The organism is Pedobacter sp. G11, from assembly GCF_003860265.1.
GTDB lineage: Bacteria > Bacteroidota > Bacteroidia > Sphingobacteriales > Sphingobacteriaceae > Pedobacter > Pedobacter agri.
The window spans coordinates 3,341,862-3,354,442 of the sequence record NZ_CP034190.1; the positions used below are offsets into that span (position 1 = coordinate 3,341,862).

Annotated in this window: 8 protein-coding genes; 7 read left to right on the forward strand and 1 reads right to left on the reverse strand. The window is 41.4% G+C overall.

Annotated features, from left to right (window positions below; genetic code table 11):
- Positions 1 to 28 precede the first annotated feature (28 nt).
- Entirely contained in the window at positions 29 to 1,420 is a 1,392-nt protein-coding gene (locus EA772_RS14445; RefSeq protein WP_124913828.1) for a DASH family cryptochrome, read from the forward strand.
- A 20-nt stretch (positions 1,421 to 1,440) separates the two neighbouring features.
- Here EA772_RS14445 and EA772_RS14450 read toward each other — a convergent pair whose 3' ends face one another.
- Positions 1,441 to 2,439 (reverse strand): LacI family DNA-binding transcriptional regulator, encoded by a 999-nt coding sequence (locus EA772_RS14450; RefSeq protein WP_168187565.1) that lies wholly within the window; start codon positions 2,437 to 2,439, stop codon positions 1,441 to 1,443.
- A gap of 252 nt (positions 2,440 to 2,691) precedes the next feature.
- Between EA772_RS14450 and EA772_RS14455 the strand changes: the two genes are divergently transcribed.
- The 6 genes from EA772_RS14455 to EA772_RS14480 all read left to right on the forward strand — a co-directional run bounded on the left by EA772_RS14455 (position 2,692) and on the right by EA772_RS14480 (position 12,540).
- Complete coding sequence (locus tag EA772_RS14455; protein WP_124913830.1) at positions 2,692 to 4,428, forward strand: alpha-glucosidase; 1,737 nt, start codon at positions 2,692 to 2,694, stop codon at positions 4,426 to 4,428.
- A gap of 6 nt (positions 4,429 to 4,434) precedes the next feature.
- The gene (locus EA772_RS14460) at positions 4,435 to 5,784 is read left to right on the forward strand and encodes an MFS transporter (RefSeq protein ID WP_124913831.1); all 1,350 of its coding nucleotides are present in this window, start codon (positions 4,435 to 4,437) and stop codon (positions 5,782 to 5,784) included.
- Entirely contained in the window at positions 5,784 to 6,989 is a 1,206-nt protein-coding gene (locus tag EA772_RS14465) for a glycoside hydrolase 100 family protein (RefSeq protein ID WP_124913832.1), read from the forward strand. The genes EA772_RS14460 and EA772_RS14465 overlap by 1 nt, the downstream gene beginning before the upstream one ends.
- On the forward strand, positions 6,970 to 7,884 hold the full coding sequence (locus EA772_RS14470) for a carbohydrate kinase family protein (RefSeq protein ID WP_124913833.1): 915 nt from the start codon (positions 6,970 to 6,972) through the stop codon (positions 7,882 to 7,884). Before EA772_RS14465 ends, EA772_RS14470 begins: the two co-directional genes overlap by 20 nt.
- Before the next feature lie 106 nt (positions 7,885 to 7,990).
- Positions 7,991 to 11,014 carry a SusC/RagA family TonB-linked outer membrane protein gene (locus EA772_RS14475; protein WP_246833939.1) on the forward strand — a complete coding sequence of 1,008 codons (3,024 nt, stop codon included), beginning with the start codon at positions 7,991 to 7,993 and terminating at the stop codon, positions 11,012 to 11,014.
- A 17-nt stretch (positions 11,015 to 11,031) separates the two neighbouring features.
- Positions 11,032 to 12,540 (forward strand): RagB/SusD family nutrient uptake outer membrane protein, encoded by a 1,509-nt coding sequence (locus EA772_RS14480; protein ID WP_124913834.1) that lies wholly within the window; start codon positions 11,032 to 11,034, stop codon positions 12,538 to 12,540.
- Positions 12,541 to 12,581: the final 41 nt, after the last annotated feature.

Sequence of the window (12,581 nt, forward strand, 5' to 3'; positions counted from 1 at the left end):
TATTCAACGGAATTAAAAATCTAAGCTGATGAAAAAAAGAGGTTTAGTCTGGTTTAAAAATGATTTGAGGCTTCACGACAATGAAGCTTTGGTGATGGCTCAGCAGGAATGTGCAGATCTGGTTTTCTGCTATTGCATCGAGAAGAATGGCTTCGAAAAACTAGCATTGGGATTCAGGAAGGCCGATATCATTCGTTTTAAATTCTTAAAACAAGCTGTTTTTGATTTGCGGAAAAACTTAACGTCACTAGGTGCTCACTTAATTATTGGTGAAGCGTCTGCCCTGAAAACTATCCCGGAATTGGTAAAACAGTATGGTATTACCGATGTATATGCTGAGGAGGAATACGCGAGTGAAGAACTTAACCTGGTGCGGTCAGTTACGGATGTTCTGCCAACTACCACCTTTCATTTTTACTGGGGTAAAACACTGTATCATAAAGATGATATCCCTTTCGATATTCAAAATATTCCACTCACCAGCAAGGCTTACCGGATTCCGGCTTCGAAGGAAAGCACGCCGCGTAAAACTTTCGACATACCAACTACGTTAAATGCTGTTAAACAGGTGAAAACACATCGTTTTCCTGCTTATTCCATGTATGGCTTTAGCAAAAATGAATATGAAAAGGCAAAACCATTTGTAGCGGGTGGAGAAACTGAAGCATTAAAAAGACTGGAGTATTATACTTTCAAATCGGAACTGTTAACCGGATACCGCTGGAGTAGAAATCAATCGGATGGCCTGGATTACAGCTCGAAATTTTCACCCTACCTGGCCTTGGGGTGTATCTCTGCAAGAGAAATTTATGAAAAGGTAATGGCTTATGAAGCCAAGGTTAAAAAGAATCAAAGTACCTGGTGGCTGGTTTTTGAATTGGTTTGGCGTGATTATTTTACTTTTAAAGCGATGCGCTTCGGCAATCGGATTTTTCAAAGCAAAGGTTATAAAAATAAAAATCCCGACTGGGAAAACGATCCGGTGAAGTTCGAAAAATGGTGCAATGGAACTACAGGGATTCCTTTCGTTGACGCCCACATGCGGCAGTTGAACCAAACAGGCTATATGAGTAACCGGGGGCGGGTAAATTGTTCAAGTTATCTTGTGCATGATTTAAAAGTAGACTGGACCTGGGGTGCAGCTTATTTCGAATCCAAACTGATTGATTATGATGTAACCTCGAACTGGATGAACTGGCACATGCAGGCTTTTGAGATCTGGTACACCAATCCGGTTCACCAATCTAATAAATACAAGGCACAGGAATTTATTCGGAAGTGGATCCCCGAGCTTGCGAAGAACAATGATGTGGAAGTTTTAATTCCATGGACATTCGATATCCCTGCTTACCCTAAGCCGATTGATGTCTATCAAAAATGGAGTAGGGCCATTGGACTAATCGAGAAACAAGGCGGTTAGCGCTTGCGGCAATTTTTTTTTCAAATGGAACCGCCCACAACCAGTTTGGATTCATCTATAATTGTTTGCGCAAAAGAACTTCCGGCAATACAACGCATCATTCTGCTAAATGCCAGTTTACCAAGCTTGCTTCCGCTGGTTTCTGCATAGGTAATTTCCGGATAGAAGAGCAGGGGAATCATACCATCACTAATGGCAATTACACCTAAATCTGCCGGTGCGCTGAGTCCTTTCCTTTGTATCGCTTTCATGGCGCCTGCTAAAATCTCATCGCTCATGCAAAAAACTGCAAATTTTTTATCCATCCATTCGGGTAATAGCGATAATGTGATTTGTTCGGCTTCTGCAGAACTTCTGGCATGTGCCGTTTCGAGGTGAACAGCACTTCCATTTTGATGTAGCACCGTGGCAAATTTTTGTAAGCGGGCCCTGGTGATCGACATATTTGGGTCTCCAAATATGCCCAGTACATTTGGAATGTCTTTCCTGATGATTTCTTCCGCGGCCAGCAAAGCCGCATGTTCATCACCGACACAAATTTTATTGCAGGATTCATATTGCGGCACTTTATCAAAAAAAATCACCGGAATACCGTGAACATCCATTTTCAAAAAAGGCTCCATGTCATCCGTTTCTGAAGTAATTGCAATAAAAATTCCCGATACCCGCTTGTGCCTGCAACTTTTCAGGATCTCCTGTTCAATTTTTGCATCATTTGAAGAACGATAAATGACTACGGAATAACCATAAATTCTTGCTTCCTCCTCAATTGAACCGATAAAGGAATGATAAAAGAAGTTGGATAAACTTGGTACAACTATGGCAAACTCCCTGCTGCTGTGGGTACGAAGATTTACAGCATACGGATTAGGGTCGTATTCCAGTAATTCTGCCAGTTCCTTAATCTTTCGTCCGGTTTCCGGTGAAATATCCGGATGATCTTTTAAAGCCCTGGAAACGGTTGATATACTGACATTGAGCCGCTCAGCAATCTTTTTTAAAGTTGGGTTCTGTCTCATGCGAATTATTTGGTTAATCAAATATAAGTTTTCCACAGCAAACATTTCCGCAAATGTTACCGCAAACGTTTGCGGTGAGAAATGAGGTATTTCTATACTTTTCAATTATTTATACCCTTATCTTCATATCACGTTAACGAAATATCAACTATTGTAATTTGAATCATCAGGTTGCTATTTCATTTACATAACCAAATATTTATCAAACACCCAGGTTTTCTGTATTCAGGGAGCCCGTTATGAGATAGAAATATGAGAAACGCTTTTGGCTTTGCTTTTACATTCCTATTGTTTTGTGTTTTAGATGGCTATTCGCAGCAAGCTCCTGACCGTAAAGCGGCCTGGTGGAAAGAAGCTGTAGTTTACCAGCTTTACCCACGTAGTTTTAAAGACAGTGATGGCGACGGCATTGGCGATCTAAAAGGCATTATTTCTAAACTCGATTACCTCAAAAGCCTGGGCATAGATGCCGTTTGGCTAAATCCGATTTTTTCTTCGCCAAATGATGATAATGGTTACGATATCAGTGATTACAGAAACATCATGAAAGAGTTTGGCACCATGAAAGATTTTGATGAATTACTGGCCGGATTACATCAACGCAAGATTAAGTTAATCTTAGATATGGTGCTCAACCACAGTAGTGATGAGCATGAATGGTTTAAACAAGCAAAATCATCACGCAGCAATGCTTACCGGAATTATTATCATTGGTGGCCAGAAGAACAGGGGAAACCTACTCCACGCTATAGTTTCTTTGACGTTAACAGTGATGCCTGGAAGTATGATGCGACCACAAAATCTTACTACCTGCATTATTTCTCGCAGAAACAACCCGATCTCAACTGGGAAAATGAAAAACTTCGCAACGAGGTTTACGATATGATGAAATTTTGGCTGGACAAAGGCATTGACGGTTTGAGGATGGATGCCTTTCAATATGTTTCTAAAGATACCACCTGGAAAAAATATCCTGAAGGTTACGAAAAAGACATCATCAAATATTATGGGATGGGTCCGAATCTTCATCAATATTTAAAGGAGATGAACAAAACTGTGATTAGCAAGTATAACATCATGACTGTTGCTGAGGGTGCAGGAAGCACATTGGAAGATGCCCACGCTCTGGTTGATGAAGACAGACATGAGCTAAATATGGCTTATCATTTTGAGATCATGGATATCGGGAACGATCCCGCGGGCTATCTGCTTACTGATTTGAAAAAAGCTTTTACAAAGTGGGATCAATCCTTTGCCGAGAAGGGTTGGTTAGCCATCTTTCTGGCAAATCATGATGTACCCAGGATGGTTAGCAAATATGGGGATGATCGTCCGCAGTTCCGAACTTATTCTTCAAAACTGTTAACCACACTTATTATGACCATGAGGGGCACTCCGTTTTATTTTAATGGCGATGAATTGGGCATGTCGAACATCAAATTTAACAATATTGATGATTACCGTGACATCGCAACAATTAATGCTTACCGAAGCATCAAAGCAAAAGGAGGTGATGTACAGGCTTTTATGGATAAACAAAAGTTTATCTCCAGAGATAATACCCGTACGCCGTTCCAATGGGATGCCACATTGAATGCTGGTTTTACAACGGGCAAACCCTGGATAAAAGTTAATCCCAACTACAAAACGGTAAATGTTGTTGCCGAAGCGCAGAATCCGTTAAGTGAGCTAACTTATTTCAAAAAGATGGTTGCCTTAAGAAAATCATCTCCAGTGCTAGTATATGGTGATTACCAGGTGTTTGATATAAACAACCCAGACGTATACTGTTATACCAGAACAGATGGCCAGGAGAAAATGCTGATCGTCCTGAACTTCTCGGCTAAAGCGTTCTCCTATCCGCTGGATCAAAATATTAACATCTCCTCCGCGAAGGTGCTCATGAATAACTATAACTACAGCACAAATTTTACAGGTAATGAAATTCATTTAAAACCGTGGCAGGCTTTAGTTTTTAAGCTTAACTAAAATGATATGATCGTAGCTCAGGCAGAAAAGGTTCATCAGCCTTTATCAGGTTTTAAACTAAATTTTAGCGCTATTATAGCGATGAATCTTGGTTTCTTTGGAATTCAGTATAGTTTTGGTTTACAGCAAACCAATATGACGCCCATTTATTCCTATCTGGGTGCCAATGCCGATCAGATTCCGTTGTTAAACTTAGCAGGGCCAATGACAGGCTTAATCATTCAGCCAATTATTGGTGCCATGAGCGATAAAACCACCAGCAGATTTGGAAGACGCCGGCCATATTTTCTAATTGGCGCTATCATTTGCAGTATTTGTCTTTTCGCCATGCCTTACAGCAGTTCAATCTGGATGGCTGCCGGGATTTTATGGATACTCGATGCCGGCAATAATATCACAATGGAACCTTACCGGGCATTTGTGAGCGACAAACTTCCATCAGAACAACATGCCCTTGGTTTTTTAACGCAGAGCTTTTTTACTGGTTTAGGTATTACACTGGCTAATCTTACCCCAGGCATACTCATCGCGGCGGGGCTAATCAGTATGAATGCAAGAAGTGACAACAACATACCCTATACTACTTATGCGGCCTTTTTTATCGGAGGTGTTGTTTCAATCGGTTCTATTATGTATAGTTGTTTAACCACTATGGAGGCACCGCTGGCTGCTGAAGAGATTGACAAGATAAAAAAGGAAACCGGCGGCATTGGAAGGATTTTCAGTGATATTATAGCGGCTTTCAAAGTGATGCCTGCCATGATGAAAAAACTTGGCATTGTTTATCTGTTCAACTGGTACGCCATGTTTATTTACTGGCAATTTATTACCCTATGTTTAGCGAAAACCATTTACCATACCAGTGATGCAGCATCAAATGGATTTGCTTCTGCCCAGTTATTAACCGGAACGGTAAACGGAGGCTACAATGTAGTCACCTTTCTGGTGGCCTTTCCACTGGCATTCTTCGCCAGGAAAATTACGGCAAAAAAGGTGCATCTGATGAGTTTGCTTTTTGGCGGTCTGTGTCTGATCTGTTTGCCGATGATTCATCATCCTTTTCTACTTTTCATTCCGATCGTAGGTTTAGGGGTGGCATGGGCTAGTATGATGGGAACGCCTTATGCCATGCTTGCAGGAAGTATTCCAAAAGCAAAAACCGGGATTTTTATGGGGATATTAAATATGTTCATCGTGCTGCCGATGTTGTTGGAAACCATCACCTTTAAATATGTTTACCGCTATCTGCTTGGCCATCGCCCTGAAAATGCAATCATGTTTGCCGGCGTTTTAATTGTTATAGCTGCTTTGATGGTGTTGCAGATCAAAAAAAATGAAAAAATAGCCGATATATAATGTTCAATTCAACATCATATCACCACGCATTAGATCTCTTGCGAGAAGCAGTCACCCCATATGGTTTTGTGGCAGCTGTAGAAGAGCAAGATAACTATAAACGCGTTTGGACCAGAGATGGTGTGATTACGTCCATTGCGGCGCTGTTGAGTGGAGATAAATCGCTTATTGATGCTGCAAAAAATACGTTAATCACAATTTTCGAACACCAGCATCCTGACGGTTTCATGCCTTCCAATGTTTCACCGAAAGATGGTGCAGTGAGTTATGGTGGAACCTCGGGCCGGGCCGACAATCCCTCATGGGCAGTGATTGGTTTAGCTGCATATACCTTAGTTACTGGCGATGAGGATCTTTGGCGTAAATATCAGCGTCAAGTACACCAGTGTTTTACACTTTTAAATAGCTGGGAGTTTAATGGCAAACATTTGATTTATGTGCCGCAAAGTGGCGACTGGGCAGATGAATATATTCAGCATGGTTATATTCTATTTGACCAGTTGTTACGACTTTGGGCATTACGTTTGGCTTCCAAATTATCATTCAATGCAGATTGGGAAACCAAGATTGCTGATATTACCCGTTCCATTCGAGCGAATTACTGGAAAAATGATCATCCTGAAAACGCCTATTCTTCCAACTTGCTGCATCAGTTGGAGCATGCTTCTCAAGAATACTGGTTGATGGGCTTTAACCCTGGGCGGATCTACAAGTACTTTGATCTGCAGGCCAATACCTTTGCTCTTTTCCTGGGGATAGGAGATGAAAATCAAAATCACAATATTTTGCAATATATCGGAGCGCTCTATAAACAAAGGCAATCGTTAATTCCTTCATTTTATCCTACGATTCAGGATGATGATTCGGATATGAACGAACTGAGAAATAACTATGCTTACGCCTTTCGAAACCAACCTGATTATTTTCACAATGGTGGTTTGTGGCCAGTTTGGAATGGCTGGCTGGTCGCAGCACTGAATTTTCACCAAAAGACAAGCCTGGCGCAGGAAATCCTTTCTGAAATTCACCGCTCAAATGCCAAAGCGGATCTATTTAATGAATGTTTTCATGGAACCAGCCTGGAGCCATGCGGTGTGCCAAAATGCACCTGGAGTGCCGCCGGAGCAATAATAGCCGAACAGGCAACCAATAATGCATTTAGAAAAATTTTAACTTTTGATAGAAATGATGGTTTCGGAAAATAATATTTCAGGGAAAAAAATATTAGTGGTGGGCGAATTATTGGTCGATATCATTTCAGATGAAAATATCGAATCGCTTGCGGTAGCTTCACAATTTTCTACTATTCAAGGAGGCAGCTCAGCCAATCTTTGTGCTAACCTGAAATGGCTCGGTGTAGAGGCAGATCTGGTTGCAACGGTTGGCGAAGATAACCTGGGTATTTTTCTGATTAATGAACTTAAGGCAATTGGCCTATCAGACCGCTACATACATCAGGCACCGCATCGGCAAACCAGCGTGGTGCTTGTCGCTAAAAATAATCATCGTCCGGATTTTATCCCTTACCGCAGTGCAGATTTTGCCATTAGGAGGGTAGCGGATGAGCTGATTGAAGCTGCTGATATTGTTCATACCACCGCATTTGCACTGAGCAGGGAACCAGCCCGAAGAAATATTATGACTGCATTAGCCAAAGCGCATCAAATGGGAAAATCCATATCCATTGACTGGAATTTTGCGCCATCAATCTGGCAGGATGATGATGGGAAGGAAGTGTTAAAAAAAATACTTAAATTGAATCCATTATTAAAAGTAAGTGTCGATGATCTGGAGCGTTTTGTTGGGCAATCTTTTAGTGTAGAAGAATCAGTTGAATGGTTGGATCGTCTGGATGCTGCGGCAATTTGCCTTACCTGCGGTAAACATGGCGTGTGGTATAAATCAAATAAGTTAAGCTGGAAATACAAAAATGCTATTCCAGTTGAAACTGTTCGAGGTGTAACTGGTGCGGGAGATGCTTTCTGGTCTGGGTTTTTATCTGCCTTCATTCAAGAAAAGCCGATGGATGAGTGTATCAATAAAGGGTTGGAGGTTGCCCGGTTAAAAATCGAAAAACCATATCCCTTGTATAAAAAATAAATCACCCTAAATAACCTAACCAGATTAACATGAAAATTAAGCCACCTTAAGCACTCCGAATTCCCCAACATAATAAAACATTTTCTAACCAAATTATTAAACCATTATGAACTTAACTCTACCGAGTAATTGGTCTGTTTTGCCTGCAAAACAGAAATTATGTAGATTAATGAAACTTGTTTTGCCAAGTTTACTTTTAGTCTTTTTAAGCACGGCAGCCTTTGCCCAAACCGTTATCAGAGGAACCATTTCTGATGACGATAAACTGCCCATGGCTGGAGCAACTATACAGGTTGCGGGTACAAGTACAAAAACACAAAGTGATGCCGAAGGCCGATATCAGATTACGGTACCTTCGCTCACTGCCAAACTAATTGTAAGTTTTGTCGGTTTCGAAACACAAACCGTAAACGTCAACAATCAAACGGTAATCAATGTCACGCTTAAATCGCTCAATAACCTCGATGCAGTTGTTGTAGTAGGTTATGCTTCTGTGAAAAAAAGTGATTTGACTGGAGCTGCGACCACCGTTTCTGCGAAAGATTTTAACAAGGGGCCTTTAAATGCACCTGATCAACTGATACAGGGTAAAGTAGCCGGTGTGCAAATGATCAACAACAGTGGGCAGCCAGGTGGAGCCTCTACCGTTAGAATCAGGGGTAACTCTGCGGTTACCGGAACAGGCCAACCTTTGTATGTAGTGGATGGAGTGGCCCTCGATGGCCGGTCTGCCAGACCTTCTGCAAGTGCCGGTATCGGAACGGCTCCGGATGGAAATCCACTAAACTTCATCAACCCTGCAGATATCGAATCGATGGAGATTTTAAAAGACGCTTCAGCTACGGCCATCTATGGATCACGTGCGGCTTATGGGGTTGTTTTGATTACAACCAAAAGAGGAAAATCAGGCGATACAAAAATTGACTTGAGTGCTTCGGCCGGCGTAAGTAACATTGCCAGAAGGGTTGATGTTCTTTCCGGTGATGAATATCGTGCTGCCCTTGCAAAGTACGGACTCACCAACGGTAATTTTGGCAGCAGTGTTGATGCCCTTGATGAGGTAACCAGAACTGCGTACAATCAGAATTATTCGATTGGCATCAGTGGGGGAACCAATGGCAATACATTCAGGGCTTCACTCGGTTATCAGGATCAGCAGGGCATTATCAAATCTACCGATTTCAAGAAATATAGTGCAGGCTTTAACGGAAATTTCAAATTTCTGGAAAGCAAGAAACTTGGCCTTGATATTAACATGATCAGCAATCAATATCTGGAAAGCATTGCACCAATCACTACTGATGCAGGTTTCACCGGAAGTTTAATTTCTCAGGCGCTATCATGGAATCCAACTCAATCATTTTATAATGCCAACGGAGGATTGTTTATTGACTATGGTTCTACCACTATTAACCCTTTAGCTGCACTGGCCGCTAATAATGATAAAGCTAAAGTTTCAACAATTTTAGGTAGCATATCTCCTTATTACAAAATTACACCGTGGTTAGAGTACCGCATGTTGGCGAGTGTAAATTATAGTGCTGGTATCAGAAGGGCTTCTACCAGAAGCTTTTTAAATCTTCAAGGGATTCAGCCTTCAGGCACCTTCCTCGGCGGTTATGCAAGTTATTCAAACAATGAATTGATTACGCAGCAGTTTACAAACACCCTTAATTTTAATAAGGAAATTGTAAGCAAATTGAATTTGAACGCCATTGTTGGTTACGAATATTCAAACTTCATTAACAAAGGAACAACAAACACCGCAACAGGATTTGGCGAAATTGATGCCGATTATACCGATGCATTTCAAACTACTGCACCAGCAAACCGTACCTTTTCTGCATTCAACAATCCAACAACTGAACTGCAGTCGTACTTCGCCAGGGCGATTTTTAATTATGATAGCAAATACATTTTAACGGCTACTTTCAGGGCCGATGGTTCAACCAAGTTCGGAAAATCAAACCGTTATGGTTATTTCCCTTCATTTGCAGCTGCCTGGGATATCAAAAAAGAAAGTTTCATGGAAGGCGCCAGCTGGTTAGATCAGCTTAAAATGAGAGTTGGATACGGAAAAACAGGTAATCAGGATTTCCCTTCCGGCTCGGCTCAACAGCGTTATGATTTTGGAAACTCGAATGGTGCACCAACTTTAGTTGCCATTAACAACGCCAATCCAAACCTTAAATGGCAGTCGGATGAACAAACCAACGTTGGTATTGACTTTGGATTGTTAAAAAGCAGGTTAACCGGTTCTGTTGATTATTTCCATAAAACCACAAATGATTTGCTGTTTCCGCAAATTTCATTTGTACCGGCAGTTGGTGGAAACGTACCAACATGGGTGAATTTACCCGGCCAGATTATCAATAAGGGTGTCGAATTAACGTTGAACGGAGTATTAATTGAGAAAGATGATCTCAACTGGTCATTGGGCGGTAATGCTACTTTCATCAACAATAAAGTTCAAAATATCAATGGTATTATTAAAACAGGCTCATTAAACGGACAAGGCCTTAGTGGGGTAACAACTGAGGTAATCCAGAATGGTTTGCCATTGTTTGCCATGGTAACAAGACAATATAATGGTTTGGATGCCAATGGTTTCTCGCTTTATACAGATGATGGTTTTACCAATTACTACGTAGGTAACCCTAACCCAAAAGTGATTTTGGGCTTAAGTACCAACATCAGATATAAAAAACTATCGTTCACCGCAAACTTCAACGGTTCATTCGGTCAAGATATCTACAACAATACCGCAAATTCTGTATTGGCGATATCTAACCTTGGTACAAGGAATATTTCTTCTGCATTGGTCAATTTACCTGTACAGGAATCTTTAGCCAATCCGATTGCTGCATCCTCACGCTATATTGAAAAGGGTGATTACCTGAAGCTTGCCAATGCAACGCTTAATTACAATATCGGTAATGTTGGTAAAGCAATTAAATCCCTTAATATTTATGTTAACGGACAAAATCTATTTGTGATCACCAATTATACCGGGTTTGATCCAGAGGTTAACGTGAACAAAGGCGTAAGTGGAGTTCCTTCTGCCGGTATCGATTATACTGCTTACCCAACAGCAAGAACCTTCAATTTTGGTGTTAATTTTTCTTTATAATTCTTAATATAAAAATCATGAAAAGTAAATATATTTTCAGTTTTGCACTGGTTGCATTGAGCTTCTCGGCTTGTACCAAGCTTGATGAGAACCTGAATGGTCAGGTAAGCAGCGGCGGGGTAAGTTCAGGTAATGTCTCGAGTTTATTGGGCGCCAGCTATGCAGCAATGATTGGCCCTTACCAGGCCCCATGGAATTGGGTAGCTTTGCAGGAAGTTACTTCGGATGAGGTTATTGTGCCAACCCGGGCAGGTGACTGGGATGATAACGGCGCATGGCGATCGTTACACCTGCATAAATGGGCTCCAGATCATTCCAGGATTTCAGACGTATTCAGAGATTTAAATAGTATTTCTTATGTGGCAACCAGTGTGCTGGGTGCTAATCCGTCAGCTACCCAGGCAGCTGAAGCCCGTTTCTTACGTGCTTTTGCTCAATTTTCTATCCTAGATGGATGGGGCCAGGTTCCGTATCGTGATGCCGGAGAAGATGTTACCAAACCATCCCGGGTAAGAAACGCAGCCGATGAAATTAATTATCTGATTACGGAATTAACAGCCATTATTCCAACTTTGCCTTCAGGAACAGCAAACGTTGCCAACAAAAACGCAGCAAGAACGCTTTTAATGAAGGTTTATCTTAACAAGGGTGCGTTTTTAAACCGTACTGCGCCAACTTTTGATGCAGCGGATATGGCCAGGGTGATTACACTTGCCGATGAAATTGCAACCGGGGGATATGTATTAACGGCAAATTACTTTGATAACTTTGCACCAACAAATGATATCCTTTCCAAAGAAAATATTTTCACAGCGCAAAATATTGGCGGTGCCACCGGAAGTGATTTAGATGGGCAGTGGAAATGTACCACCCATTATAACCAAAATCCAAATGGTTACAACGGATTTTCGTCCCTATCTAATTTTTATGCAAAATTCGAGGCGGCCGACAAAAGAAGAGGAGGTACCTACGCCGGACAAACCAATGTATCAGGCCTTCGTGTAGGATTTCTAGTTGGTCAGCAGGTGGATCAGAATGGTGTGGCATTAAAAGATAGAAAAGGCAATCCGCTCGCTTTTACACCAGAAGTGAGCATCATTGAAAGAGATCCAAATCACCTGGAAGTTGCGGGAATCAGAGTTATCAAATACCCTGTTGACTATGCCAATGCGGGTTCGAGAAAACCAGATAACGACTGGGTTTACTATCGCTATTCTGATGTTTTGTTGATGAAAGCAGAGGCACAGATGAGAACCTCTCAAACCGCTGCTGCATTAACTTTAGTAAATTCATTAAGAGCTGTAAGGGGAGCATCTACATTAACAAGTTTAACTTTGGATGTACTTCTTGATGAGCGTGGTCGCGAGCTATACTGGGAAGGTTTCAGAAGACAGGATCTGATTCGTTTTGGAAAATACCTTGCTGCATGGCAGGAAAAACCAGCAAGCGAAGCTAAATACCTGGTTTTCCCGATTCCGGATAATCAACTTGGTAACCCTAATCTTATTCAAAATACAGGTTACTAATTCATCACGTTTTAGCTAAGCCAGAGGCTGATTTGCCATCG